The sequence below is a fragment of the Candidatus Chloroploca sp. Khr17 genome, assembly GCF_004138165.1.
Lineage (GTDB): Bacteria > Chloroflexota > Chloroflexia > Chloroflexales > Chloroflexaceae > Chloroploca.
This window is the reverse complement of sequence record NZ_RYFF01000025.1, coordinates 18,482-43,603: the sequence shown is the minus strand read 5'-3', so window position 1 is coordinate 43,603 and position 25,122 is coordinate 18,482. Positions and strand designations below refer to the sequence as shown.

General features: G+C 58.6%; 23 protein-coding genes and 3 tRNA genes. 13 read left to right on the top strand and 13 right to left on the bottom strand.

Annotated features, from left to right (window positions below; all coding sequences use genetic code 11):
- Nucleotides 1-3: 3 nt before the first annotated feature.
- Both EKD05_RS15070 and EKD05_RS15065 read right to left on the bottom strand, forming a co-directional pair.
- Nucleotides 4-672, bottom strand: coding sequence for a nucleoside monophosphate kinase (locus EKD05_RS15070; RefSeq protein ID WP_129674146.1), 669 nt, complete (start codon nt 670-672; stop codon nt 4-6).
- Nucleotides 673-754: 82 nt separating this feature from the next.
- Nucleotides 755-1,804 carry a lamin tail domain-containing protein gene (locus EKD05_RS15065; RefSeq protein ID WP_129674144.1) on the bottom strand — a complete coding sequence of 350 codons (1,050 nt, stop codon included), beginning with the start codon at nt 1,802-1,804 and terminating at the stop codon, nt 755-757.
- Between the two features lie 91 nt (nt 1,805-1,895).
- Here EKD05_RS15065 and EKD05_RS15060 point away from each other — a divergent pair, with 91 nt between their 5' ends.
- The 5 genes from EKD05_RS15060 (at nt 1,896) to EKD05_RS15040 (ending at nt 6,139) form a co-directional block, all read left to right on the top strand.
- The gene (locus EKD05_RS15060) at nt 1,896-2,474 is read left to right on the top strand and encodes a hypothetical protein (RefSeq protein WP_205703949.1); all 579 of its coding nucleotides are present in this window, start codon (nt 1,896-1,898) and stop codon (nt 2,472-2,474) included.
- A gap of 9 nt (nt 2,475-2,483) precedes the next feature.
- Nucleotides 2,484-3,176: an endonuclease III gene (nth, locus tag EKD05_RS15055; protein WP_129674142.1), complete on the top strand. Its 693-nt coding sequence runs from the start codon at nt 2,484-2,486 to the stop codon at nt 3,174-3,176.
- Nucleotides 3,173-3,817 carry a TIGR04282 family arsenosugar biosynthesis glycosyltransferase gene (locus tag EKD05_RS15050; RefSeq protein WP_129674140.1) on the top strand — a complete coding sequence of 215 codons (645 nt, stop codon included), beginning with the start codon at nt 3,173-3,175 and terminating at the stop codon, nt 3,815-3,817. Before nth ends, EKD05_RS15050 begins: the two co-directional genes overlap by 4 nt.
- 244 nt (nt 3,818-4,061) lie before the next feature.
- The gene (locus EKD05_RS15045) at nt 4,062-5,807 is read left to right on the top strand and encodes a SulP family inorganic anion transporter (RefSeq protein ID WP_129674138.1); all 1,746 of its coding nucleotides are present in this window, start codon (nt 4,062-4,064) and stop codon (nt 5,805-5,807) included.
- Nucleotides 5,807-6,139, top strand: a complete 333-nt coding sequence (locus EKD05_RS15040; protein WP_129674136.1) for a helix-turn-helix transcriptional regulator — start codon at nt 5,807-5,809, stop codon at nt 6,137-6,139. Before EKD05_RS15045 ends, EKD05_RS15040 begins: the two co-directional genes overlap by 1 nt.
- A 136-nt stretch (nt 6,140-6,275) precedes the next feature.
- Here the strand turns inward: EKD05_RS15040 and EKD05_RS15035 are convergent, their stop codons facing one another.
- Nucleotides 6,276-7,673, bottom strand: a complete 1,398-nt coding sequence (locus EKD05_RS15035; RefSeq protein ID WP_129674134.1) for an aminoglycoside phosphotransferase family protein — start codon at nt 7,671-7,673, stop codon at nt 6,276-6,278.
- A 267-nt stretch (nt 7,674-7,940) separates the two neighbouring features.
- Here EKD05_RS15035 and EKD05_RS15030 point away from each other — a divergent pair, with 267 nt between their 5' ends.
- Both EKD05_RS15030 and EKD05_RS15025 read left to right on the top strand, forming a co-directional pair.
- The gene (locus tag EKD05_RS15030; RefSeq protein WP_240695796.1) at nt 7,941-9,746 is read left to right on the top strand and encodes a peptide ABC transporter substrate-binding protein; all 1,806 of its coding nucleotides are present in this window, start codon (nt 7,941-7,943) and stop codon (nt 9,744-9,746) included.
- Nucleotides 9,747-9,911: 165 nt separating this feature from the next.
- On the top strand, nt 9,912-10,316 hold the full coding sequence (locus EKD05_RS15025) for a cyclic nucleotide-binding/CBS domain-containing protein (protein ID WP_129674132.1): 405 nt from the start codon (nt 9,912-9,914) through the stop codon (nt 10,314-10,316).
- 58 nt (nt 10,317-10,374) lie between these two features.
- On the opposite strand, the gene EKD05_RS15020 is transcribed toward EKD05_RS15025, so the two are convergent.
- The 7 genes from EKD05_RS15020 to EKD05_RS14990 form a co-directional block, all read right to left on the bottom strand.
- Nucleotides 10,375-12,396, bottom strand: a complete 2,022-nt coding sequence (locus EKD05_RS15020; protein WP_129674130.1) for a hypothetical protein — start codon at nt 12,394-12,396, stop codon at nt 10,375-10,377.
- A 13-nt stretch (nt 12,397-12,409) separates the two neighbouring features.
- Nucleotides 12,410-12,790, bottom strand: a complete 381-nt coding sequence (locus tag EKD05_RS15015) for an EamA family transporter (protein WP_240695795.1) — start codon at nt 12,788-12,790, stop codon at nt 12,410-12,412.
- Nucleotides 12,791-12,873: 83 nt separating this feature from the next.
- A complete protein-coding gene (locus tag EKD05_RS15010; protein ID WP_129674128.1) occupies nt 12,874-13,512 on the bottom strand; it encodes a class I SAM-dependent methyltransferase in 639 nt (212 codons plus the stop codon).
- Nucleotides 13,513-13,514: 2 nt separating this feature from the next.
- A complete protein-coding gene (locus tag EKD05_RS15005; RefSeq protein ID WP_129674126.1) occupies nt 13,515-14,294 on the bottom strand; it encodes a bifunctional 2-polyprenyl-6-hydroxyphenol methylase/3-demethylubiquinol 3-O-methyltransferase UbiG in 780 nt (259 codons plus the stop codon).
- A gap of 25 nt (nt 14,295-14,319) precedes the next feature.
- Complete coding sequence (locus EKD05_RS15000; protein WP_129674124.1) at nt 14,320-14,700, bottom strand: lipopolysaccharide assembly LapA domain-containing protein; 381 nt, start codon at nt 14,698-14,700, stop codon at nt 14,320-14,322.
- A gap of 12 nt (nt 14,701-14,712) precedes the next feature.
- Nucleotides 14,713-15,729, bottom strand: coding sequence for a fumarylacetoacetate hydrolase family protein (locus tag EKD05_RS14995; protein WP_129674122.1), 1,017 nt, complete (start codon nt 15,727-15,729; stop codon nt 14,713-14,715).
- Nucleotides 15,730-16,015: 286 nt separating this feature from the next.
- Nucleotides 16,016-16,582: an aminodeoxychorismate/anthranilate synthase component II gene (locus EKD05_RS14990; protein WP_129674120.1), complete on the bottom strand. Its 567-nt coding sequence runs from the start codon at nt 16,580-16,582 to the stop codon at nt 16,016-16,018.
- 154 nt (nt 16,583-16,736) lie between these two features.
- On the opposite strand from EKD05_RS14990, the gene EKD05_RS14985 reads away from it, so the two are divergent.
- Nucleotides 16,737-17,843 (top strand): sensor histidine kinase, encoded by a 1,107-nt coding sequence (locus EKD05_RS14985; RefSeq protein WP_165360748.1) that lies wholly within the window; start codon nt 16,737-16,739, stop codon nt 17,841-17,843.
- Here the strand turns inward: EKD05_RS14985 and EKD05_RS14980 are convergent.
- A complete protein-coding gene (locus EKD05_RS14980) occupies nt 17,840-19,075 on the bottom strand; it encodes a response regulator (RefSeq protein ID WP_165360747.1) in 1,236 nt (411 codons plus the stop codon). The genes EKD05_RS14985 and EKD05_RS14980 overlap by 4 nt on opposite strands.
- A gap of 199 nt (nt 19,076-19,274) precedes the next feature.
- Between EKD05_RS14980 and EKD05_RS14975 the strand changes: the two genes are divergently transcribed.
- From EKD05_RS14975 to pnp, 5 genes are all read left to right on the top strand, one after another.
- Nucleotides 19,275-19,364: transfer RNA gene (locus tag EKD05_RS14975), tRNA-Leu, on the top strand.
- 10 nt (nt 19,365-19,374) lie between these two features.
- Nucleotides 19,375-19,449, top strand: a tRNA-Val gene (locus EKD05_RS14970).
- Between the two features lie 47 nt (nt 19,450-19,496).
- Nucleotides 19,497-19,572, top strand: a tRNA-Phe gene (locus tag EKD05_RS14965).
- 378 nt (nt 19,573-19,950) lie between these two features.
- Nucleotides 19,951-20,220, top strand: coding sequence for a 30S ribosomal protein S15 (rpsO, locus tag EKD05_RS14960; protein WP_129674218.1), 270 nt, complete (start codon nt 19,951-19,953; stop codon nt 20,218-20,220).
- Between the two features lie 224 nt (nt 20,221-20,444).
- Nucleotides 20,445-22,697 carry a polyribonucleotide nucleotidyltransferase gene (gene pnp / locus EKD05_RS14955; protein ID WP_129674114.1) on the top strand — a complete coding sequence of 751 codons (2,253 nt, stop codon included), beginning with the start codon at nt 20,445-20,447 and terminating at the stop codon, nt 22,695-22,697.
- Between the two features lie 51 nt (nt 22,698-22,748).
- Here the strand turns inward: pnp and EKD05_RS14950 are convergent, their stop codons facing one another.
- The gene (locus EKD05_RS14950; RefSeq protein WP_129674112.1) at nt 22,749-24,134 is read right to left on the bottom strand and encodes an ABC transporter substrate-binding protein; all 1,386 of its coding nucleotides are present in this window, start codon (nt 24,132-24,134) and stop codon (nt 22,749-22,751) included.
- Between the two features lie 71 nt (nt 24,135-24,205).
- Complete coding sequence (locus tag EKD05_RS14945) at nt 24,206-25,081, bottom strand: carbohydrate ABC transporter permease (RefSeq protein WP_129674110.1); 876 nt, start codon at nt 25,079-25,081, stop codon at nt 24,206-24,208.
- Nucleotides 25,082-25,122: the final 41 nt, after the last annotated feature.

Here is a 25,122-nt window from a genome sequence, read left to right as displayed (position 1 = left end):
TCTTCAGGCTTGCTTGATGGCGGCAAGTACCGCTGCGACGACTGCTTCGGGTGGCCCGTTGGCGTCAACAATCTCAATCTTGCTCAACAGTCCCCGCGCGGCGTAGAAATCGAGGATAGGCTTCGTTGCACTGGCATAGACGGCCAGGCGTTCAGTGATGATCGCTGGCTCGTCATCGTCACGCTTGCTCAGCGTGCCCCCGAGACTCGCGCAACGTTCGATGGCTGCTTGATCGCGTATATGGAGGGTGAAGGCCCCGCCCTCCCAACGACAAATCCTTCGTCCGGTCAGCCGCTCAAGAACTTGACTTTCGTTGAGTTCGAGCGAGATGACCCGCGTCAGCGGACGATTGATTTCAGCCAGCATCGCTTCGAGCGCGAGCGCCTGCGTTAGATTGCGTGGGTAGCCATCAAGGAGAAACCCCTGGTCGGCCGGTACTTCGTTGAGCCATTGTCGCATCAGGCGATCCACTAAATCGTCGGGAGCAAATTGCCCCTGCTCGAGTAGTGGTTTGATCATCTGCCCCATGGTGGTTCCCTGGGCAACTTCGCGTCGCAGGAAGCGCCCGGTGGCGATGCTTGTAAGGGGTTCATGTTGCTTGAGCAGATCCCCAATCGTGGTTTTCCCTGCCCCAGGTGGCCCCATCAAGATAAGATGTTGCCGTTGCTGCATATGCTTTACCCTTCTATGTTAATAGTGGCACAAACGGCCAGTCGATCTGGCCGTTTGTGCCACTATCAGCGAGTTTATCCGCTTATTTTTTGCCCTCGTAGGTGTAACGGGCAACGACATGGCCCTGCGCGTCACGGAGGCTTGCGGTGTCGCCGGTATTATTCCAGATGGGGATGCGGCTGTTCCAGTAGAGGTTGCCCGCGTTGTTTTTGCCAGACTTTGTCCAGATCTTGACTTCGCCACCTGGGTTGAGCGTGAAGGAGGGGAAGGTAAAGGTGTGCTTGTCGCCGCCGTCACTGAGTTTCCACCCTGCCAAGAGCATCGGTACTTTCGCGGTGTTCCGCAAGAGCACATATTCGCCATCAACATCACGACCGGGTGGGTCAAATTCAATGTGAACGATGTTGATGCCGGTCGGAGCTTCGAGCTCTGGCCCTGATGCTGGCTTTGCGCCTCCAGTAGCCGGGGCTGTTGGGGTTGGCTTGGATGCTGCGGGGGCGGGGGCCGCCGCCACGGGCTTGGGTGCTTCAGGGGCCGCCGTTGCGGGCTTGGGGGCGGGGGCCGCCGCTGCGGGCTTGGGTGCTGCGGGGGCCGGGGCCGCTGCCACGGGCTTGGGTGCTTCAGGGGCGGGGGCCGCCGTCGCGGGCTTGGGGGCGGGGGCCACCGCCGCGGGCTTGGGGGCGGGGGCCGCTGCAGCGGACTTGGCTGCTTCGGGGGTGGGGGCCGCCTTTGCCTCGGGTGATGGGACTTCTCTGGGTGGAGGGTTTGTCGCTACCGCAACTGGTGTTGCTTTGACCGTAGGCCCAACTGGGGCCGCCGGGGCGACAGGCTCAGCATCAAAAAGATCAACCGCAACTTTCTGCACGCGTGCAGGGGGCGCTTCATCGGTGTTGGCCCAGTGTTCGATCTCTTCGCCCGCAATATCGGCAAAATCACGTGGGAGTCGGGCAAAGCCGTAACTGAGTTCGCGGACCGCTGTATGCATCGACTCGCGCGATTGTTTGGGCAAAATGCTGAGCCCGAGCGAGAGCAGGCTATAACCAAAACGGCCAACGCCAACTGCTACTTCACTCACCGTATCGAGGAGATCGCCTGTGCGTTGTGGTCGATTCTTTGTCGGGTCACTTGACATACCAAATTCCTTATACAGATATACGGAGACCACTTTTGTTGTATGATAAGCATCCTACATAGGTTCCCTAATGTCAAGAGGGAGAAACATCGTGTTGCCGTCGCTTCCCGTTAACCAGACGATTGTTGCCATTCATGCGGCACCGCCACGCCTTGTCTATGTCTGTGCGGGGGCTGGTTCGCTGGCGCTTGCCTGGTTACATGCGGTGGCTGGTTCGTCGCGCACGATCCTTGAGGCGCGCGATGTGTATGCACCACGGGCGCTTGCCGAACTGGTGGCTGACCCATCGCCGCAGGCAGTCAGTGCGACCACCGCGCTGGCATTGGCAAACTGGGCCTTGCAACGCGCTCGAACGCTTAGTGAAGGAGACTGGCCCTTGCTTGGGGTGGCCTGTACCGCCGCGATTGCGACGGATCGCGTGCGGCAGGGGGCGGATCGTGCGTTTGTTGCGGTTGCCAGCCCGAATCATCCGTGGCTTGGGGCCTTGACCCTCCGTGAGCCAGGGGCCACACTGGTCGCTGATCGGGTGACGCAAGAGGCGGCGATCAGTGAATTCGTGATTAGTGCGATCGCCCGCGCGTGTGGCTTAGAGGCCCTCCCACTTAGTTATGGGTACGCTCTCGAACAACCCGATATACTACCGGGTTGCGCCTACTGCGAGAGTGAGTAAAATACATATATGACAAAAAAACCTGATCTTCCTGACCCGGCTGAGCATCAGCCGTTTCCGATTGATACGGTCATGGCGACTCTCGCAGCGACGATGCCACACTATGCGCAACCCTTGATTGACCAGATGGGTGGCGAGGGGGCTACCCCGTTTCGGATTCTGGTTGCGACGATCTTGAGTCTGCGAACCAAAGATACGTTGACCGCCGTGGTTGCGCCACGTCTTTTTGCGGTTGCCGATACACCAGCAGCCTTGCTCAACCTGAGTGAAGCGCAAGTGACCGAACTGATCTTTCCGGTCGGTTTCTATCGGAACAAAGCCCGCTCTCTGCGCGAGATCAGCCGGATCTTGCTGGAACAGTACGATGGCAAGGTGCCGAATGAGCTCGACCAATTGCTGGCCTTGCCAGGGGTTGGTCGCAAAACGGCGAATCTGGTGCTAACGGCTGGTTTCGGGTTGCCTGGCATCTGTGTGGATATTCATGTCCACCGCATTTGCAATCGCTGGGGCTACGTTCGCACGCGCAGTCCCGATGCAACCGAGATGGTCCTGCGGGCACAGCTACCTGGTACGTACTGGCTCTCGATCAATCGGCTCCTCGTCACGCTTGGGCAGCACATCTGCCTGCCGATTGCGCCGAAATGTTCCCTCTGTCCGCTTGCCGCCGCGTGTGACCGTGTAGGAGTAGCGCGTAGCCGATGAAACAGCGACCTGTCCTGATTATTATGGCGAAACAGCCCCTGCCTGGCCGCACCAAGACCCGGCTTTGTCCCCCGTTGACCCTCGAAGAGGCTACGCTGCTCTCTGAGGGGATGTTGCGGGATACGCTCGCCTTAACTCGGCGCGTGCCTGGGATTGAAGTGGTGCTGGGCATTGATTCACCCGGCAGCGAGGCCTATTTTCGTGGCCTTGCGCCTGACCTGCGGCAATTGCCCCAGGGCGATGGGCCGCTTGGTGAGCGCCTGGCCCATGTGAGTGAGGCCGCCTTTGCGGACGGGGCGCCTGCGGTTGGCGTGATGAGCAGCGACAGCCCGAGTCTGCCGCCAAGCTATCTGGGGCGTGCGTTTGCGTTGCTTGAGGAATACGACCTGAGCATCGGGCCATGCGAGGATGGTGGCTATTACATGGCTGCTTTGCGTCAATCTGCCCCACGCCTCTTTCGGGAGGTCACGATGAGCACCCCGCACGTCTTGCACGACACCCTCGAACGTGCCGCCGAACTGGGCCTGCGCACGGCTCTGCTGCCAGCCTGGTATGACATTGACACCGCTGCCGACCTCGAACGGCTGCGGAATGATCCTGCGCCGTTGCGCTATACGCGGCCTCTGTTGCCGCGTCTCTAGCGTGCTGCTGCCCTAAAAACCTGTGCTTGTGCTGGGGCCAACGGCCAGCGCAAGCACGTTTCCAGAAACCTGCTAGGTGGACGCCGCCGCGCTTCTTGGGGTACCAGAGACATATCCTGGCGCCCACCTGGCAGGTTTGATGGGGATCGCCCTATTTGACAGAACGAAGTCTCCACCCTATACTATTTCTCAAATATATGAATATTTGTATATTTGATTATTTAAGAAAAGGATGTGTGGATCTATGCAGCGTCTTGCGCAGCTTCCGCTGGTTGAGCAGTTGCGTCACGAATTTGCCGGGTACAACGGCGACACCTTGCGGCGAGATCTGCTGGCGGGCATCACGGTCGGGGCCGTCAGTTTGCCCCTGGCCCTGGCGTTTGGGGTCGCGTCAGGCGCTGATGCCGCCGCAGGGCTCGTGACGGCGATTCTCGCTGGGATCATCATTGGGGGCTTGAGTGGGGCGAGTTTTCAGATTTCTGGGCCGACGGGGGCAATGTCGGCGGTATTGATCGTCGTGGCCCAACGCTATGGCTTAGGTGGGCTCTGGGTTACGGCGTTGATGGCCGGGATCTTCATTCTCTTGCTGGGACTCTTTCGTCTTGGCCGCTACATTTCGTTCATTCCCTCACCAGTCATTGCGGGTTTTACCAGCGGCATTGCGCTCATTATTGTGATCGGGCAGCTCGACAATGTGCTCGGCGTGACGACTCCCCCCGCCGAGAATGCGTTCGAGCGGCTGTTGCACTATTTCACGCATCCGTTGATGCCCGATTGGCGTACGATCCTGGTGACGGTACTGGTGATGGCAGTGATGATCATGATGCCGCGCTTGACCCGGGTGATCCCTGGTTCGCTGGTCGGCATGGTGCTCGTGACGATCCTGGTGGCCGTGGTGGGCTGGGATATCCCGGTCATCGGTACAATCCCACAGACAATTTTGCTCGACCAGCGCCTTACCTTTGGCGCGATCCCCTGGCTCGAACTGAATGATCTGCTCTTGCCTGCCGTTTCGATTGCTGCCCTCGGCGCGATCGAGAGTTTGCTCTGTGGTTCGGTGGGGGCGACGATGAGTGGACGACGGTTTGAGAGCAATCAAGAGTTGCTGGCGCAGGGCATTGGCAACCTGATCATCCCCTTTTTTGGCGGCGTGCCGGCCACGGCTGCCATTGCCCGGACGAGTGTGGCGATCAAGAGTGGGGGTGTCACGCGCGTGACGAGCATCGTGCATTCGCTTGTGCTCTTGCTCAGTGTCTTTGTGTTGGCCCCCCTGATTAGCCGTGTGCCGCTGGCTGCCCTTGCCGGGGTTTTGCTGGTCACGGCCTGGCGGATGAATGAATGGGAGAGCATCCACTTTTTTATCCACAGTGGCCTGAAACATGCCGTCATTGGCTTTTTCGTGACCATGATCGCGACCGCCGCTCTCGATTTGACTCAGGCGATTATGATTGGGATCAGCCTGTCGGCTATTATTTACCTGCGTCAGTCGGCCATCAGTACCACCGTCACGAGCGAGCCCATTAATGCCGAAAAGATGCAGCAGCAGGGCTTTCCCATTACCGCCACCTGCCCAAGCATCCATGTCTATTATCTGACCGGCCCGCTCTTTTTTGGCAGTGTCAATACGATTCTTGAAGCCTTCAAGCATGCGAACGAGTATTATAGTCTCATCATCAGCATGCGCGGGGTGCCCATGATCGATGTGATGGGCACCCAGGCGATCAGCCAGATTGTCGAAGAGCATCGCGCCCGTGGCGGCGAGATCTTCTTTACCGCCTTGCAGCCAGCGGTGATGGAGCTCTTTCAGCGCACCGGGCTTGCCGAGAAGATTGGTATGCGCTACATCTACTGGAGTTCTGCTGATGTGATTGTCGAGTTGCACGAGCGGCGGATGGTGGCGGGGTGCCCCCATTGCCATGCCCACGGCGAGCGTTGCATTGTCTTGCAGCAAGCCCAGGAACGTCTGGCGTTTGAGGCGAAGGTGACATAATGTATCAACCTCTTCATCAGTTCAAAGCCGAGTTCTTCAAAGCGCTCGGCCATCCGTTACGCCTGGTCATTCTTGAGCAGCTGATCGCCGGGGAAAAGAGCGTGACCGACCTGCAGGCCGCGCTTGGGGTGGATCAGTCGAGTGTGTCGCAGCAACTGGCGATCTTGCGCACGCGCAACATTGTTGAGACCCGCAAAGATGGTACCAGTGTCTTTTATCGCCTGCGTGACCCGTTGCTTGCCGAGTTGCTAGAGCTTGCCCGCAGCATCTTTAACAATCACCTGATTGATACCCAGGCGATGTTGCAGCAACTCGCCACGACTGATACCTGAGCGCATACAGTTGACTCGTGTTGACGCAAAGGCGCGAAGGGGCAAAGCTGCGCATAGAAATCCCTCAAACCTTCGCGCCTTTGCGCCTTTGCGCCTTTGCGTCAAACTATCCGTCTTATATGCAAGGTATTGGGCACTATCCTTCGTTCTCGCTGAGCCGGAGGGCCATTTTGAGGTAAAACGGAGGCATGAGTTCGAGTTCCCACTTGACTTCGAGGCTGGGCAAGACAACCGTATGGTAATAGACGGCCTGTTGGAGCGCGGCGAGCAGTTGGGTCTGCTCGAAGGTATGCACCAGGTTGATCCCTGGCACAACCGAGGCCCACGGCTCAAGATAGGCATCACGCAGGCGTTCGCGTACGTTGGGAATATCGGGCAAGAAATCCTCGCTCTCGACCAGCAAGAGCAGTAGGCTAAAGAAGGGATGGCTGAGTGAACTGTCGGCCCAGTCGAGAAAGACAAAGGCGTTCTCGTTGATCAGTACCTGCCCGGCCCAGAAATCACCATGTTCGAGCGCCAGGGGAATGCCGTCGCTCTGGAGCGCTTCCCAGCGCCTACTGAGTTGCCCGGCCAGCTGGCGCAGCCGTTCGCGTTCGTGGCGGGAAAGCCCGGCTGGACGGTTGGGCAGGGTGGCGGGAAGATCGTGGAGCAGGGCCATCACGTAGCGCTCGAGTTCAGCGAGTGGGCGTGTTGGGAGGCCAGTTGCCCGCAGGTCGCCTAGATGGCTGGCCGTCGCAATCTGGAGGGTGGCAAATTCGGCGAGGGCCTGTTGCCAGAGGGCGAGATCATCATCGTCACGGTAGAGCATCAAACTGGTGCCCTGTACTTCATGCATCAGCAACCGCCCGTGCTGCTGATCAAGCGCAATTGGCTGGGCCACACGGCGTGGCGTCAGCGCAGCCAGGACTGTAGTCAGGGCTGGCTCGTAGTGCGCCACTGGGGGTACCACTTTCAAATAGGCCGCGCCCTGGTCAGTCGGCAGGCGCACAATTGCCGACCGCTGCCATGAACGGAGTTGGATCGGCTGGCCGGTGAGCCGCATCTGGTGTTGATGCAGGGTGTGGTTGGCCCATGCAACCGCAGCTTCATACCAGCCTGGCATATACCATGGCGTCCGTAGGGCTGGCGCAGGTGTCGCACTTGCACTGTACCAGGCAAACCAGTCAACCAGGGCCGTCCGATGTTCTTCCACCGCCAGGGGCAGGGTCAAGACCTCTTCGGCTGAGACCCAGGAAGCCTCGTGGGGCAGAATAGGAACCCGTTCTTCGAGTACGGCGGCATAGACTTTAGAGAGTACCTCGTCGTCGGGCGTATAATTGATCGCCAGGCAACGTAGGGTGGTCGCCGCTAGCCCGAGATGTTCAGCCATCCAGTGATTGATATGCCCGATCTCCTGCCAGAAGTGGCCTTCAGCCTCAACAAACGTTGGCAGGCGCCATCCGTCGGCATCGGGCAAGACGAGCACCCGACGGCGATCAGGATGCCCAAGGGCAATATGATTTTCATACCGAATTGGTAGCGAAGGGAGGGTCATTGTTTCTGTACAGTCATACCGGCAAATTTTCAGAACATGCGTAGCGAGATTGTAACCCGTCTTGTTTTGTTTTGTCAACCAAGCCTGCCTGAGCTGATAGGGCCTGTTCAGACTTGGGGTAAAGCACCACCCTGGGAGCGCGGGCGGCTCGCCCGCTCGGGTCTGGATGCGGGCGAGCCGCCCGCGCTCCCAGGAGACGTGTGAACAGGTACAGCTGATAGGACATTAGACAATTAGAACCTGATCCGCTACAATGCCTCCTTAGATATGAAAAAATCTCTTCTCTTCTCTATCTTGCTCTGGGTTTTGCTCTTGGGTGCCTGTCAGATTGAGGGGGGCGTTGAACGCACGGTGACGCTTCCGCCTACCCCAACGGTTGCAGGTGCGCAGTTGCCTGACGCAACCGAGGCACTCGTGGCGACAGAACCACCGGTTGTCAGCGCAGGCAGCGTGCGCATCGGGCTCGCTGCTGAACCAGCTGATCTCTTGCCTTACCACATTGATAGTGCCGATGAACGGGTGAGCGCGTCGCTGGCCGAGTTGCTCTTTCCTTCGCCCCTGTTGCTCATGGGCTATACCTATACGAACACCGGCGTCCTTGAACGTGTGCCCAGTTTCGAGAATGGCGATGTGGCCTTCACCGAGGTCGAGGTCTATCTTGACTCGCTCGGCCTCATTAGCCCGACCCCAACTGAGACGATCACGACCGTCGAACAGATCAATGTGACCTTCCGTTGGAACCCTGACCTTGTCTGGTCAGATGGAACGCCGTTGACCGCTGAAGACTCGCTCTTTGCCTACGAATTGGCGCGCCAGATCAATCTGGGCCAAGAGACGAACGATAAACTGGCCTTGCTCGAACGCTATGAGCTCGTCGACCCCTATACGACGCGCGCCGTGTTGAAGCCTGATTTTGTTGATCCGGCGTATGCGAGTACCTACTTTACCCCCCTTCCGCGCCATCTGCTGGCCGATCAGCCACTCGATGATTTCATGATGAGTGAGTTTGCCCTCAAGCCGGTGGGCTATGGCCCGTTTATGCTCGAACGCCGTGAGCCGGGCAGTGCCCGGTTGGCCCGCAATCCGTTCTATCCCGAGGCCAACGAGAGCATCACGGGCATTAGCGTTGTCTTTCGTGATAACGTTGATCTCTTGCGTACGTCAGTCGCCGGTGGAAGTCTCGATGTCGTCGCACTCAATCAGCCTCCTCCCGAGCTCCTGACGGCGCTTCGTGCCGATGCCGAGGCTGGTTTGCTGATGGTTGATGCGGTCAATAGCCCGATCTGGGAACATTTCGATTTCAATCTTGATGTGGCGGCCTTGCAAGATATTCGTGTGCGTCGGGCTATTGCCCACGCGATCAATCGCGAGGCGATGAATGCGACGTTGCTCGGCGGCTATGGCCGTGTGCTGGAAAGCTGGATTGTGCCTGAGCATTGGGCCGCAGCACCGCTTGATCAGTTGACGCGCTATCCCTTCAATCCTGATCTGGCACGGCAGTTGCTTGATGAAGTTGGCATCGTTGATACGGATGGCGATGGTTTGCGCGAAGTGGCCGGTCAACCCTTCATTCTCAATCTCATTACGACCCAGGGTTCCCCCCTCCGCGTTGCCACCGCTGAACAGATTCGCGATGATCTGGCGGGCGTTGGCCTTGGGATCTCGGTGCAAGAATTGCCGACCACAACCCTCTATAGTCCTGAGGGCCAACTCTTCCGCCGCACGTTTGATCTCGCCCTCTTTGCCTGGATCGCCGGGCCTGACCCCCGTGGATGGGAGCGCTGGAGCTGTGCGGGTGTGCCGAATGAGAGCAATGGCTGGACAGGCAACAACTTCTCGGGCTGGTGTTTCTTTGAGGCCGACCGGGCGATCCGTGTGGCAACAACTTCCCTCGATCGCCAGGAACGACTTGCCGCCTACCTCAAGCAGCAACAGCTCTTTACCCAGGAACTCCCGGTCTTGCCTCTCTTCCAACGTGTGGATCTGGTTCTTGCGAATCCGACGATCCTCGGGATCGAGGCCGACCCAACGGCTCCCTTTACCTGGAATCTCCTGACCTGGACACGTCAGTGACCGAGCATAACGATCCTGTCGTGCCGATGCTCACCAAAAGGGTACTGACAAACGAATGGGCAGTCCTACCCGCATTGGTAGTTGACGCAATGTGTCAGTCCCGTTACACTCGTATGTAGAATTCTTCACAAGGTCGTCTTCTTTTGCGCGAAAGGATCCCTCTGTATGGAGCGTCTGGTCAGTGAGATTATGCATCATGGTGTGCTTACCTGCTCACGCGATACCCCGATTCAGGATGTTGCGCGGCAAATGGCCGATAATGATGTCAGTGCCCTCATTGTAATTAATGAGGATGGAGATATGATCGGGCTCATCTCGCGCACTGACCTTGTTAATGCGCGGCTCTATGAGCAGTATTGGAAGCATTGGCGCGGTCTGACGGCTGGTCATATTATGGTGACTGATGTTGTTTCGGTGCGCAGCCAGGATACGATGCAGGATGCGAGTAAATTGATGATGGAGCGGCGGATTCATCGTGTGGTCGTTCTTGATGATAGCGATGAGGGCAAAAAGCCCCTGGGCATTCTCTCGGTCACCGACGTTGTCCGTGATATCGCCCGCGACGAGTAAGTTTTTTGAGGTAGATCAAAAAGGGCCAGCTTAGCTGGCCCTTTTTGTATGAAAAAACTTAGATGTGAAAATAATCGCGTACCTGGATGATCCAGTGGATCATGCCGTAGCTGATGATGTAGGCAACCATCAGACTGCTGACCAACCGGCCCGCCCGCCCGCGTTGCCAGAAGGCTCCGAGCAAGAGCCCCGCGCTCAGGCAGAGGGCTGGGTAGAGGAAGAGCCCCCAGCGCACGCCCTGGTCGGCGACGAGCAGCAAGCCCTGGGTGAGCAGGGTGCCGAGCCACCAGACCAGTAGGGTGGCGCGTAAGGCTCGTGCGCGGGGTTGCAGGTGCCGTTGCGCCCAGATCAGCGCGAGCCCGCCAAGGGCCGCGAGGCTCAGCACAAAGGGGATCGCAATGGATCGTCGCCCTGGCGGGGCCAGCCCGAGGATGCCTCTGGCGGTATCGACCATAATCGCAGGTAACCCCATTCCCCTCACCGCTTCACCCCCGCCCCGCTCACGCAGGCTGGCGAGATAGACCGGCGCCGTGTAATAAAAGACCAGCACGAACCCGAGGGCCAACGCTGCAACCAGGCTCAGGCGCATGAGGTTGAACGGGCCATCGTGTTGGCGGAGGTAGTCGAGCAGGGCGATCAGCCAGGCCGCAGCCATCACCGCCCCGATCGAGAGCGTTACCCCTGAGTGGGCGACGAGCGCGACGGCAAGCGCGACGCCAAGCAGGCTGACCAGCGCGGGCGCGGGTCGGCTAACAGGGCCTGTCGGTCGCGCTCCTGCCCCCAGAGCGAGCAGCAGCAGCAGCGGGATTGCCAGCGCCTGACCGCTCAGATTGGCCAGTTCACCCACGGAAAAGGATTCGAGGGCCGTCACGGGCAGCAGATAGCCTGTCAGGGCAAGCAAGGCCACCCGTTGACGATAACCAGCGTGCCGTAGCATTACCCAGAGCGCGACCATAACCAGGCTATCGAGCAGGGCCGTTCCTGTCTGCACTATCAGGATGCGGTTGGCCGCACTCGACTCAACCAGCAGCATGGCCGGCATCATCACCAGGAAAGGGGCCGGCGGATACGGCCCCACGCCGCCTCCGGTCGCGGTTGGCAAGCCGGCCGTCATAAAGATTTGCCCAAGGCTGGCCTCAAAGAGCTTATTGGCCTGCAGCATCGTATCGCTGTAGAGGGCGTGTGGGTGGAGCATGCCAGCCATGCGGAGCGCAAAGGCGGCTGTGACCAATCCGACAACCGGTGCGAGGCCAGCCACCAGCCGATGGCGCTCGCCGAAAGAGCGTGCAGCCCACGCGGCAAGTAGGGTTGCTGTCGCCCCGATCAGGGTTAACTGGGCGATCAGGCTGGTAAAGAGGGTCAGGGCGGGGCGCTGCCAGATCAGGGTTGCCGCTGCTGCGAGCATGCCAAGGCTTGCCAGCGCAACCGCACCACTGCGGCCAGCCCCAGCGGCTAGCACCCAGGCATAGAGGGCGAGCAAGGCCACACCGAGCCAGAGCAACTGCGGCCAGGCAGGGGTGTGCAGCCCCTGATCAACGCCTTGCAGGCGAAGATCATAGAGCACAAAACCGAGTTCACGCCGATCACCGGGAGCTTCAAACGGCGGCGTGCGCATAATGATGCGGAGATCACCATTGCCCTCGGTGGCCGCGAGGAGCAGGTAGCGGCGTGGGCCTCCCTCGGGCAAAAACAGCGTGGTGCGCCGTCCCTCCCCGGTCTCCCAGGTTGTCATCACCCCACCAGGTTGACCGCCTGCTACAAGCTCAACCAGATAGGTCTGACCACCGACACCGGGCACGAGCAGCGTTGACTCAGCGGTTGTCCAGCGGTAAGAACGGCCACCCGTACGTTCAAGCACTTCCCACCACCAGAGCCACGCCTCGGGTTGGTCGGGGTCAGCCACGCGATCGGCAGGTTCAGAGCCATTGACCCGCAGCAAAAAGGGTTGATCATCAAAGCGGCGCTGAGTCGTGACCTCGCCACCGACGTGGATCACCTGACGGAACGGTACCTGATAGGCAAAAATCCAGAGCGTGAGTGCGGCAGCGAGCAAGCCAGCAGGAACCAGAAACCCCTTCATGCCCCGCCTTTCATCACTGATTAGCGGCACCCCAGGTAATTACAATCACCCCGATCACCACAATCACTGCCCCAATAAGCTTGGTTGGCGTAATCATCTCATTGAGCACCAGACGGGATGGTACCAGCACAAGCACATAATTGAGGGCCAGTAGCGGATAGGCAAACGACAGGTTCACCCGCGAGATCACCCCGAGCCAGAAGATCGCGCCCCCAAAGATCAGGACAAAACCACTGATCACCCGCCAGTCCGTAAATGTGGCCCAGAGCACCTCGGGCGCAAGCGAAAAAGCCCCGACCTGCTCACTGACGACATTGACCCCAAGCTTCAGCAGCACTTCACCAATCACGGTCAGGGTACTGGCTGTCAGCAGCATTAAAAACACAAGCAGCATAGGTACTAGCCCCTTTTGGGACACGTGAGACTGGCTCATTGACGTTGTTGGCTGATCGGTTGCCACCCGCTGTCTATTGTTCATCATGATCCATGACGCAGCAGGTAGACCGCGTAATCACAGATACCAGTGCGCATCGCATAGTTTTGCTCAACCCGAAAAGTTGGCCCAAAGATAGCGCGATAGGCCTCGGTCGTACGGATATAGCCACCACGATCAAGCGTGTGCAGCATCTGCCCGGCAGGATTCGAGCGGCCTGGCGGTGGGATATCTTCGATCACCAGGAGTGGAGCCTTGGGGCGCAAGACGCGGGCCATTTCGCTCATCGCGGCCTTGGCTGTGGCATCAGGCAGATGGTGAAGCACCCCACAGACCAACCCGGCGTCAAAGCTTGCATCCTGGAAGGGCAAAGCCTCACCGAGCCCGGTGAGATAGGCCCCGGGGCGATGGTGGGCGGCAAACTGGACATAGGCAAACGATGGATCGACGCCGACATAATGGCCCGGAGGAAACTCGCGTGCAAACTCACCGGTACCACAGCCAAGATCAAGGAAGCGGCGCGTATCACCGTGCCAGGGGCGCAACTCGCGGGCAATCGCCATCCGTTCACCGGCAAACCCAGCCTCGGCGAGCCAACGCAGAGCGTTCCAGAGCCGTGGTGAGCTACTCAAACGATCGAGTGCCCGTTCAGTGGGCGACGAAACAGGTTCAACCTGATGCATAACTACTTCACCATCCTTGGAAGCATTGTTTTGGGCAAGGCTGGCTTGACCCGTGCCAAACAGAGGATCGACAGACCATACGGAAACGTTCCGCCCATTTTGAGCCAGTTGGCCTCAAACGCCATGGGAAGATAGAGGATTGTATTGAGCATCGTGCCAGGTAATTCCATCGCCGACGCTTCACCGTGATCAGACTGGAAACGTTCGAGCAAGCGGGTCGTTGCTGGCAACGGAAAGAGCAGGCTCAACACATAACTGAGGCGCTCGACCACAAACCCTGCCTTGGCGAGCATCTGGCGTACCTCACTGGCAACATAGCGCCTACGCGTATGCACCTGACGGTCGTGGCGTGAGCGCAACCACTCATAGGCCGGCAGGCGCAATAACAGATGCCCCTCGGGACGCAAGACACGACGCACCTCACGTAACGCTGGGGCTTCATCGGGCACCCCGGTATGATAGAGCACATCGTACGATGTGACAAGGTCAAAGCTATGCTCGGCAAACGGCAGATCAAGGACTGAGCCACGGGCAAAGCGTCCGGGCAGCCGTTCACCAACGAAAGCCGTCGCTTCGGCGGCATAATCAAGCCCGATGACCGTCCCATACTGGCGCAAAAAGAGCGCATCGCCGCCGGTACCGCAACCGGCATCAAGGATGTGCAGGTCGTGCCTGCTGGCAAAGACCTGATCGAGCCAGGCCGCACTGAGGGTACGCATGCCCACATACCACCAGTGTTGCCGCTCGACGGCTGCCATTGTTATGTATTCACCCTTTTCCATGTTACCTCAACCCAACCCCGTAACCTCACAGGCGCGAGGTTGATTTTTTGGTTGCGGCCTGGCCGTCAGTTTTTGTATCAAGCAGGCCGTCACTTTTCAATTGGCGTTCAAGCTCTTTGACACGGGTCTCAAGTGCCTTATTCTTGCTCTCAAGCAGGGCCCGCTCCTTGGCCTCGCGGCGATGGCGAAGGCTCAGGCGTGCCTCACGCCAAAGCCCCATCAGCCAGATGAGCACGGCCCCCATAATAACCGATCCAATCATCACCAGTGAAACTGAGATGTTATTGCTACTGAAATTAAGAAACTTAATCTGAACTGGTTCGGTATTCTGAACCCCAAAAATGACCAAGCCCACTGACAGAACGGCGGTTATAATGCCAAGGAGTATGCGCGAAAGTGCTTGCATAAGCTTTCCCTCTCAGATGATCCGATTGCTCAATATGCCCAGACCGGTTAGTTCACACGCAACAACATCATCATGAGCCAGCCATGGTCCGTAGCCATTGGTACGTTCGAACAGCGAACCTCCCCCCACTGCGCCGGTGCCAAGCACATCACCTGGATAGAGCGTCACATTGCGACTGGCGTGAGCAATCATCTCAGCGAACGAATAGTATTGCAGGGCTGCCGTCGCTCGTGACATCTCGATGCCATTGACGCGAGCGATCATCGTCAGGCTCATCCGCCCCTGATCATCGGCATAGAGGTCAAGTTCATCGGGTGTGACCAGCCATGGCCCAAGCGAGGTGGCAAAATCACGTGCTTTGATCGGGCCAAGGCCCAGGGCTTGCTCTTCGGCCTCGTAATCGCGGGCCGTCCAGGTATTGATAATCATGTAGCCGGCGATGGCCTCACGTGCCGTCTCAGGGCTAACATCGCGGATACGCTGGCCGATCACGCAGCCCAAACCTAGCCCATAATCGAGTTCGTCGCTCGGGGGAGCGAGGATTTCAGCCCCGGAACCATACACTGCCCCGTGATTCGCAAAGCTAAAAGCCGGGCCACGGTACCAGACATCGGTGAGACGACTCTCGCGGAGACTTGCCATGGCCAGCGCGTGCTCTTCAAAGCTCCCATAGATACGCAGACTCGCCGGGCGTGGCAATGGCGCGAGCAAGCTCACCTGATCCAATGGATAGACCATCGCCTCACCGCCGAGCGACACACTGCCTGTTGAGATAGAGAGCATCTCTTCGAACTCACCGATCTCTGCAGGAGCAAAGCCAAGCATTTGTACCACGGCGCTCACAATCGCCTCGACCGTATCGAGGCCAACATCCTGTTCAGCATGCAAGAGACTGAGCAGATCCCAGCGCAGATCGATAGACTCTTCGAGTACGAGTGGTGCCGCCGAGGCCAGATCAATGACACTATCGACGAGCAAGGCCCCGGCACGGGCGTGACCATCAGGCGGCACAAAAGTTACCAGGCGCATAGTTGCTCCACACGGAAGAACGATCATAGCGTACGCTCTATTATAGCTGATGTCGGGTTGGTGCGAAGTAAGGGTTCTGACCTTCCTGGGAGCGAGGGCGCCGCGCCCTCGCTCCCAGGAAGGTCAGAACCCTTACTTCCCAGACTAATCAGTGGTCTGGGAACTACATTTCCCGGTAGCGCCGCCGACCACGAATGCTGATCACGAAGAAACGAACATGGGTTGCTCTATGCGCTCTTCGTTCATTCGTGCCCCCATTCGTGGACGGCGAACGACACCAAAATCCTCACCCCGAGAGGAAATTTTGCAACATCCGTTTGCCATCGTCGGTGAGGATCGACTCGGGATGGAACTGTACCCCTTCAATGGGATAGGTACGGTGGCGCAGGCCCATAATGAGGCCGTCGTCGGTCCAGGCGGTAATCGCGAGGCTGTCGGGCAAGTCGTCACGACGTACGATCAAGGAATGGTAGCGGGTTGCCTGGAAAGGCTGGTTCATCCCGGCGAAGACACCTTCACCTTCGTGATAGATGGCCGAGCGTTTACCGTGCATCACGTGTGGCGCACGGATGACTGCCCCGCCAAAAGCCGCCCCGAGCGCTTGATGCCCCAGGCAGACGCCCAGCGTGGGAATATGCGGCCCCAGTTCCTGGATCAAAGCGATGCTAAGCCCGGCTTCGGTGGGCGTACATGGCCCGGGACTGACGACAATCCGGTCTGGTTGGAGTGCCGCAGCTTCGGCCAGTGTGATCGCATCGTTCCGGCGCACGTCGACCGTGGCACCAAGTTCACTGAGATACTGATAGAGATTATAGGTAAACGAGTCGTAGTTATCTAAGAGCAAGACCCGCATTGGTGACTCCTCCGTGATCAGACGCCTGATTTATTCTGGCTGAGGACTGGATTTTGTCTGCATTATGCAGTATAGTCTGAGCAAGCTTGAGGCGCAACTTGTCTCAGGGGCCTGTTACCCCCTGAAAAGAAGAAGGAGCAGGGCGCGAACCCCTATGAATCGTCGTCTGGCTATTTGCTTGCCATCGTTGCGCCGCCGCCGCGGTGGGTATCGCATAACCCAAAATGGCGCAACCGATTCAACTCAGACACCTGCGGCATTGTTCACAGATGGACTGAGCGAAAGCGAAGAACGCTATCGGCGTCTCTTTGAAGCGAGTCCTGATGCGATTGTCCTGACAGATGATCGTGGGGTTTATCTTGATGTCAACGAGGCAGCAGTGCAACTTTTTGGGGTTCCGCGCACGCAACTAATCGGGATGAGCGCCGATCAGTTGCGAGAAGACCGAGGGGCCGAGGCCGCTGAACGGCACCGGCATTATCTTGAGGTAGGCCGTGATACGGGCGAGTTCCCCTTTCGGCGCCCCGACGGTACCCGTGGCGTGGCCCAGTATACGGCAGTACGGGTTGGCCCCAATCTCCACCAGAGCGTGCTGCGTGATATTACAGCCGTGCGCGAGGATGAAGTTCGCTTGCGCAACTCGCTCAACGAAAAAGAGGTCTTGCTCAAAGAGATCCATCATCGGGTTAAGAATAACCTGCAGGTCATTGCCTCGATGTTGCGGCTGCAGAGCGACCGCATTGACGACCCGCAGGCCCGTGAACTCTTTCTTGAGAGTCAGCGGCGCGTCCGCGCCATGGCGCTGATCCACGAGCGACTCTATCAGGCTCCTGATCTGGCGCGCATTGATCTGGCCGCATACGTACGCGCACTGGTCGCCGATCTCTTGCGGGCTTATCGGGTGGTTGCCAGGAATGTGGTGGTCTGCAGCGAGATCGAAGTACCGGGGATTGATGTGGATCAGGCGATGGCGTTGGGTCTGTTACTCAATGAATTGCTGACCAATAGCCTGCGGCACGCCTTCTTACCGGGGCAGTCGGGAACAATCACGATCACCGGGGTACGCGATGCCTCGCGGGCGATCATTTTGAAGGTTGCCGACAACGGAGCGGGGCTGCCCGCCGATTTTGAGCCTGCGATCAGTTCGACAATGGGTCTCCAGATCATCCATGCACTTGCCGCGCAGATCGGCGGCAAGCTTCTCTGGCAACACTCACCTGGCACAACGGTGACGCTTCTTATCCCTGAGAGCACAGCTTAGCGCAGAAAATCCCAAGGGGGCGGCTGGCGCATCATCCGTTCCTGTTGGGCAGCACGTACCCGGGTAACGAGGAGTTGACGTAACTCGGGATCATCAAAAGCGCGGGCCAGCGCGGCCACCCCACTCTGATCATTGCCCGCGATAAGATAATAGGCAGGCGTACTGGTCGCGCCATTATGGGCCAGCAGACCAATCTCGGTCAATTCGGTCAACGCCTCTTGCACCTCCCAGGGAGGCTCTTTGAGCCACTCGCTTAGGCTCAGCGCATCGTGGTGTAATTGCGGATGTTGCTGAAGCACGAGCAAGAGGTGCAGTTTGAGCAGACGGTCAACATGACCGGGGGCGATCAAGCTTGCGCAGGCCGCGCTGAGGTGTGAGACCTGGATTGCCGGGCTAAGCGGACGTGGCGCGGGCTGAGGCGACGGGGGCGCTGCGGGCGTTATGGCTTGCGCGATTGGCGTGAATTGGGGGGTGCGATTGGTCCCAGCGGGTTGTTCCCAGAGGATCATCACCGCACCGGTGACCCCCGAGGTGCCATTGGCCGGGGCTGCGCCGACCATAACCGAGCGGATGGCATGACCGGGGATGCAAAGATCGAGCGTTCGGGGACGTGGGGACGCTGCGGCCCCGAGCAGCGTATCAAGCGCAGGGGGGGCCACGAGCGCCCCGGTAAACGGATCGCGCAGCGGCACCACCGATGCGACAGGTCGCCCAAGCGCCTGTTGCGGATCCTGGTGCAAAATCCGTGCCGCGTGGTCATTTACATAGGTCACAAGGCCATTCGCATCGACGGCAAGCACCGCATCACCACTGCCATTGAGGATGGTACTGAGCAGTTCGGCCCGCGAAGTAGCGCGGCTATCACGGGAATGGCGTTCAACGGCCATCGTGATCGAAGCAATCAGTGTCGACTCATCAAACGGCTTGACGAGATAGCCATAGGGGGCCGTGGTACGCGCACGCAGCAACGTGGCCTCATCAGCAAAAGCGGTGACATAGATTACCGGCACGCTTAAATGACTTAAAATCTGGGTTGCGGCAGTCACGCCATCAATCTCGCCCCTGAGCCGAATATCCATCAAGACCAGATCGGGGCGCAGGTTCAACGCTTGCTTGACCGCTTCGCCGCCACTCGTCACGACCCCGGTCACATCATAGCCGTGGTTTGTGAGCAATGCCTTGGTATCCATTGCGACCAGAAGCTCATCTTCGACAATCAAAATGCTGGTCATGCTCCCTCCGCCCAGTGTGTCGCATACCTTACCCATAGGCCATCCTGGAGACCTTGCCGCAGGCAAACTCTTGTCTGATATGCAGTATAATCCCTGCTTGTTCAATTCACTGTAAAGAAATCGCAACACGCTGGGCACGCTGGGCAATGTTTGACAAACCGCCACGACCTGACTATAATAGTGCGGTGTTTAACAAATTGCCCAGGTGGCGGAATTGGCAGACGCGCTAGGTTGAGGGCCTAGTGACCTAACCACGGTCGTAAGGGTTCAAGTCCCTTCCTGGGCACCACAACAACTTGGGGCGATTAGCTCAGTGGTAGAGCACCTCGCTTACACCGAGGGTGTCGGCGGTTCGACCCCGTCATCGCCCACCATCGGTTTGCCGAAACCTTCCAATCTGTTTGTCGGTAAATCACCATCCGCCAAGGTAGCTCAGTTGGTAGAGCATCGCACTGAAAATGCGGGGGTCACCGGTTCAAGTCCGGTCCTTGGCACCAGCGTTTGAACCACACACAGCACCCGCAACGGCGAGACCGTTGCGGGTGCTGTGTGTGGTTGCCTTGCCGTTGCCGTGATGGTCTTTCAAGCAATAATCCGGTATGCGCGGCACAGGCTAGACCTCACAGGTCTCGCAGACCTGTGAGGTCTGGTCGAGCGGATTCATTGCTGGAAAACCATTGGCGTGGGCGTATGGGGGCGATCCACCGGCCTGGCGGCATGCACGAACCAAAGATGCCATCGCCCTGACCCGAAGCCTTCTAGCAGTTAGCACATGCTGGCGATCTGTGCTATAATGTGACCGCTTGTACAAGCTTGCCAAAAGCCAGGAACGCCGGGCTGCGCCAGGCCCGTGCGCGATTATCCAGGAGGAAGACGTGGCGCTCGAAAAAGATGAGAAGTCCAATCTGATTGATTCCTATCAGGTGCATAGCACTGATACCGGTTCACCTGAAGTTCAGGTTGCGTTGCTTACCGAGCGGATTAATCAGTTGATCGAACATTTGCGGATCCATATTCACGATCACCACTCACGGCGTGGTTTGTTGAAGCTGGTGGGGCGCCGCCGCCGCTTGCTCAACTACCTGCAGAGTCGTGATAAGGAACGGTATCGCAGTGTGATCGAGCGGCTTGGTCTGCGTCGTTAAGGCATGGTGATTGTGTCGCTTATGCCAGGTTAAAGCCAGGGGTGCTGATGGTCGTTCGACCGTTGGCACCCTTGTGTTGTCTTTGGCAGAGGATCAGGTTGTTCGGGATTGGAGCGCGCCAGGGGCTGGTCGTTGCTATCCGCTGGCGGGCTCCAGTACCGAACCCCTCCTCTGCAATGCAAATGGTTGGCTTTGTGTTGAGCCAGATGAGGAGAAAAGAACGTATGACAGAACGGCAGGTCTTTTCGGTCAGCGCTGAGATTGCTGGCCGTACGCTGACGCTTGAGGCGGGGCGTTTCGCTGAGCAGGCTGATGGTGCGGTGACGGTGCGCTATGGTGATACGCTGTTGCTCGCCACGGTGGTTGGGGCGAAAGAGGCGCGCGAGGGGGTGGATTTTTTTCCGCTGACGGTTGATTATGAAGAGCGCATGTATTCGGCGGGCAAGATTCCTGGTAATTTCTTTAAGCGTGAGGGCCGCCCGACGACGACGGCAATTTTGACGTCACGCCTTACTGACCGCCCGCTTCGTCCGCTCTTCCCCAAAGGCTATCAGAACGAAGTGCAGGTCATCATTACGACCTTCGCGATGGATATGGTCAATGATCCTGGCCCTATGGCGATTATTGGCGCTTCGGCTGCCCTTGCCATTAGCGATTTGCCCTTCAAGGGGCCGGTCGGGGCCGTGCAAATGGGTTTTCTTGATGGGCAACTTGTTGCGAATCCGCCGATGAGCGCAATGGAGCAGAGCCGCCTCGATCTGGTGATCGCAGGTACCCGCGATGCGGTACTGATGGTGGAGGCCGGGGCGTATGAGTTGACCGAAGCGCAGATGCTGCAGGCGGTGACGGAAGGCCATCAGGTTTGTCGGCAACTCTGTGATTTGCAAGAAGAACTGGTGCGCCTCTGCGGTAAGCCCAAACGTGAGTTTGTGCCCCCGGCCGTCGATACTTCGCTTGAAGAGTCGATCAGTATCTGGATGGGGCACCGTTTGCGTGAGGCTGTGCGAAGTACCGATAAGACCGAGCGCGAAGAGCGTACTAGTGCGCTCAAGGCTGAGGTGGTCGCTCACTTTACCGTCGATGAGCCCGACGAGGAGCTTGCTGCCCGCAGCAAAGAGGTAAGCAAGGCTTTCGAGAAGTTGCTCAAGGCTGAGGTGCGTGATGCCATTCTTGATGAGGGCATCCGTGTTGATGGCCGTGCGCTGCACGAGATTCGTCCGATTGCTATTGATGTTGGGGTGCTGCCCCGCGTTCACGGTACCGGGCTCTTTTCGCGCGGTCAGACGCAGGTCTTGACGATTACGACGCTTGGCTCGCCCGGTGATGAGCAGCGCCTTGATGACCTGGGGATCGAGACGACCAAGCGCTATATCCATCACTATAATTTCCCGCCCTTCTCGACCGGTGAGGCCAAGCGGATGGGCTCGCCCCGCCGACGCGATATTGGTCACGGTGCCCTCGCCGAGCGCTCGCTCCACGCGGTTCTGCCCACACAGGCCGAGTTCCCCTATACGATGCGCCTCGTCTCCGAGGTGCTCAGTTCGAATGGGTCGTCGTCGATGGCGAGTGTCTGTGGTTCGTCGCTGAGCATGATGGATGCGGGTGTGCCACTCAAGTCGCATGTGGCTGGCGTGGCGATGGGCCTCATTACCGATCCCGATGGCCGCTGGAAGGTGCTTACCGATATTCAGGGCCTCGAAGATGCGCTCGGTGATATGGACTTCAAAGTTGCTGGTACCGCCGAGGGCATTACCGGTCTGCAGATGGATATCAAGACGACCGGCATTACCTATGAGATTATGGCCGAGGCGTTTGAGCAGGCGCGTCAGGGGCGGCTCTTCATTCTTGACAAGATGAACGCGGTGCTGCCTAGCCATCGTACCGAGATGTCGCCATATGCGCCGCGCATCATTTCGCTGCAGATCCCGGTCGAGAAGATCGGGGCGCTCATTGGGCCTGGTGGCAAGACCATCCGTGGCATTGTCGAAAGTACGGGGGCGCAGATCGACGTTGAAGACGATGGCCGCGTCTTTGTCACTTCTAGTGATGGCGAAGGGGCCAAGGTTGCCGTGGCGTTTATCGAAGGCCTGACCCGCGAGGCAAAGGTTGGTGATATCTTCCTCGGCAAGGTGGTGAGCATCAAGCCGTTTGGCGCGTTTGTCAATATTCTGCCTGGCAAAGATGGCATGGTTCACGTTAGTGAACTCGCCGAAACTCGGGTCGAGAATGTTGAGGATGTGATCCAGATCGGTGATGAGATCAATGTGATGGTGATCGCGGTTGATGGTGGAACGGGCAAGATTAGCCTGAGCCGTCGGGCCGTGTTGACTGGCGAAACCGCTGATGATCGGCGGGCAGCCGGGGCAGCACCGCGCAGCGATCGCGGTGACCGCGGGGGCGACCGCGGCGACCGCCGTGGCCCGCCACGTAGTGGCAGTGGCGACCGTCCACGCCCACGCCGCCGCGAGCAAGACTAGATTAAAAAAGGGGCGTCTCGACCAGCATTGCTGGCCGAGACGCCCTCTTTTTTAGCCCTCAACCTCGCGGAGATCCTCCAGGATCGGCTCGGCTGCGCGGGTTAGTTCAGCGTCAATATCGGCAAACACGGTAGCGGGCACTTCCCCGTTCACAATGATGCGCTCGAGGCCCTTGCCAATGATCTGGTCGCCGTTGCGCACAAAGACGCGGGCAGCATCCTGGGCGCGGGTCAGCGGCAACTGATCGACAGCGGTCTTGAAGTTCGGATTTGCCTCGAAAAACGCGACCATATCCGGGGTCTGTTTGGTGCTGATGCGCACCGGCATATAGCCAGTATCGCGCGCCCAGGTTCCGGCCTGCTCGGTATTGGTGGCAAAGGCAATATAGGTCATTGCTGCCAGTTTCTTCTCATCGGGAATGCCACTCGGAATGGCCAGGCCAGCACCACCTGTGCAACAGCCAAAGTTGGCCTCTTTGGGCAAAAAGCCGACGCCAACGGGGAAGGTTGCATTTGCCGTAATCCCCGCGAGACCACCAGTTGAGGCCATCATCGCAGCGGCGGCTCCGCCGAGGAAATCACGGTTGATGTCTTGCCCGAGGGTGGCCCATCCCATGTCACGCACGGTGTCCTGATAAAACTGGGCGGCCCGAACCGTATTCTCGTCGGTCATGGTCATTGTGAAGTCTTCGTTTGAATACTTCCCACCGTGCTGCCAGGTGACGCCCTGGAAGAGCCAGGCGATGTAACTGGCCCCATCGGGATGCACAAACGCTGAACGGGTCAGCGTACTGCCATCACGCTGAATCAACTGTGGTGCCCACTCGCCAAACTCGGCCCAGGTCTCGGGCGCACGATCAGGCAACCCCGCCTCGGCCCAGAGGTCTTTGTTATAGTAAAAGAGCGGGGTCGAGCGGGCAAAGGGGATCCAGAACTGCTTGCCCTGGCGGTTGCCTTCATTGAGCAAGACTGGCTCGTAGTCACTGAAATCCAACCCGGCCTGCTGCGCCAGCCCATCGAGCTCACTGATCGCACCGGCGACATAAAAGCCGAACCACCAGACATCCGAGAGCAGGATCAGATCGGGAATCGTATTCGCCTGCAAGCCAGCGGTATATTTCTGAGCCGTCTCTTCGTAGCTCCCCTGGAACTGGTAATCAACGACAATATCACTCTGTGACTCGTTGAAACGCTGCACCATGGCCTGCTCGGCTTCACCAAGGTTGCCACTGAACGAGCCCCAGTAGGTGATTGTTACGGTTGAACCGGTTTGACTTACCTGGGCGGGGGCGGTGGTAGCAGCGGCCGGGGCCGCTGGCGCATCGGTGGGGGTCGTTGGGGCCGCCGGGGCAGTGCCACACGCAGCGAGCGCTGCCACGCTGCCTCCAGCGAGCATCATCCGCAGCATCTGTCGCCGCGTCAACTTCAGTTGATCCATCTCACGGACTCCTTTCTCCTCACGAAATCTATGTGACCACGGGGCTTCTTATCGCCCCAGCGGTGCCTACCTTACCCTTTGACAGCACCAGCAGCGATGCCATCAACGATATAGCGCTGAACCATCAGAAAGACGATCAGCACAGGGATAATCAAAAAGAGTGAACCAGCCATAATGACGCCCCAGTTGATCAGGCCCTCGCTATTGCGGAGCCAGAAGATGCCGATGGGCAGGGTACGCATATTGGTGGTATTCGTTACAATAAGGGGCCAGAGGAAATCGTTCCATTTGGCGACCATCGAGAGCAGGGCCATGGTGACGATGGCTGGTTGAGCCATTGGCATCACCACATTGAACATAATGCGCAGGTGCCCAGCGCCATCGACCCGAGCCGCCTCGATCACCTCGTAGGGCAGCGAGAGAAACGCCTGGCGCAGCAGGAAGGTGCCATAGGCAATCGCGGCACCGGGGATAATGATGCCCGCATACGTATTGATCCAGCCGAGGCGGGCGACGGTCAGGTAATTGGGCACAATGGTGATTTCGACCGGGATCATCAAGGCCGCCAGCAAGAGCAAAAAGACGAGTTGCTTGCGGGGAAAGCGCAGGAACGCCAGGGCATAGGCTGACATAATCGCGAGGGTCACTTCAGCCGCCATGCCCCCCAGCGTGGTAAGGAAACTATTGAGATAGTAACGCTCAAAGGGAGCCGCATTCCAGGCCTGGGGGAAATTCGCCAGGGTTGGTTCCGCAGGGAACCAGGTGACCGGAAGGCGGTAAATTTCACCGGTCGTCTTAAACGCCGCGCTCACCGTCCAGTAGACAGGCAAGCCAATCACGATCACGGTCGCCAGCATCGCGAGATACCCCGCGAAGCGCCAGAGACGTGGCGTGCGCCAGCTTGTCTCGAGGGTAGGGGTCAGCGTGATTTCTTCACTCAAAGCCATGATCTTTTCTCCCAGGCGGGTTCCATACCGCATCGTCAGGC

Bases quoted from the DNA above. Each gene is read 5' to 3' on its own strand.
- EKD05_RS15070 (WP_129674146.1), bottom strand. From the start codon at position 672: ATGCAGCAACGGCAACATCTTATCTTGATGGGGCCACCTGGGGCAGGG.
- EKD05_RS15065 (WP_129674144.1), bottom strand. From the start codon at position 1,804: ATGTCAAGTGACCCGACAAAGAATCGACCACAACGCACAGGCGATCTC.
- nth (WP_129674142.1), top strand. From the start codon at position 2,484: ATGACAAAAAAACCTGATCTTCCTGACCCGGCTGAGCATCAGCCGTTT.
- EKD05_RS15050 (WP_129674140.1), top strand. From the start codon at position 3,173: ATGAAACAGCGACCTGTCCTGATTATTATGGCGAAACAGCCCCTGCCT.
- EKD05_RS15045 (WP_129674138.1), top strand. From the start codon at position 4,062: ATGCAGCGTCTTGCGCAGCTTCCGCTGGTTGAGCAGTTGCGTCACGAA.
- EKD05_RS15040 (WP_129674136.1), top strand. From the start codon at position 5,807: ATGTATCAACCTCTTCATCAGTTCAAAGCCGAGTTCTTCAAAGCGCTC.
- EKD05_RS15035 (WP_129674134.1), bottom strand. From the start codon at position 7,673: ATGACCCTCCCTTCGCTACCAATTCGGTATGAAAATCATATTGCCCTT.
- EKD05_RS15030 (WP_240695796.1), top strand. From the start codon at position 7,941: ATGAAAAAATCTCTTCTCTTCTCTATCTTGCTCTGGGTTTTGCTCTTG.
- EKD05_RS15025 (WP_129674132.1), top strand. From the start codon at position 9,912: ATGGAGCGTCTGGTCAGTGAGATTATGCATCATGGTGTGCTTACCTGC.
- EKD05_RS15020 (WP_129674130.1), bottom strand. From the start codon at position 12,396: ATGAAGGGGTTTCTGGTTCCTGCTGGCTTGCTCGCTGCCGCACTCACG.
- EKD05_RS15015 (WP_240695795.1), bottom strand. From the start codon at position 12,790: ATGCTGCTTGTGTTTTTAATGCTGCTGACAGCCAGTACCCTGACCGTG.
- EKD05_RS15010 (WP_129674128.1), bottom strand. From the start codon at position 13,512: ATGCATCAGGTTGAACCTGTTTCGTCGCCCACTGAACGGGCACTCGAT.
- EKD05_RS15005 (WP_129674126.1), bottom strand. From the start codon at position 14,294: ATGGAAAAGGGTGAATACATAACAATGGCAGCCGTCGAGCGGCAACAC.
- EKD05_RS15000 (WP_129674124.1), bottom strand. From the start codon at position 14,700: ATGCAAGCACTTTCGCGCATACTCCTTGGCATTATAACCGCCGTTCTG.
- EKD05_RS14995 (WP_129674122.1), bottom strand. From the start codon at position 15,729: ATGCGCCTGGTAACTTTTGTGCCGCCTGATGGTCACGCCCGTGCCGGG.
- EKD05_RS14990 (WP_129674120.1), bottom strand. From the start codon at position 16,582: ATGCGGGTCTTGCTCTTAGATAACTACGACTCGTTTACCTATAATCTC.
- EKD05_RS14985 (WP_165360748.1), top strand. From the start codon at position 16,737: ATGAATCGTCGTCTGGCTATTTGCTTGCCATCGTTGCGCCGCCGCCGC.
- EKD05_RS14980 (WP_165360747.1), bottom strand. From the start codon at position 19,075: ATGACCAGCATTTTGATTGTCGAAGATGAGCTTCTGGTCGCAATGGAT.
- pnp (WP_129674114.1), top strand. From the start codon at position 20,445: ATGACAGAACGGCAGGTCTTTTCGGTCAGCGCTGAGATTGCTGGCCGT.
- EKD05_RS14950 (WP_129674112.1), bottom strand. From the start codon at position 24,134: ATGGATCAACTGAAGTTGACGCGGCGACAGATGCTGCGGATGATGCTC.
- EKD05_RS14945 (WP_129674110.1), bottom strand. From the start codon at position 25,081: ATGGCTTTGAGTGAAGAAATCACGCTGACCCCTACCCTCGAGACAAGC.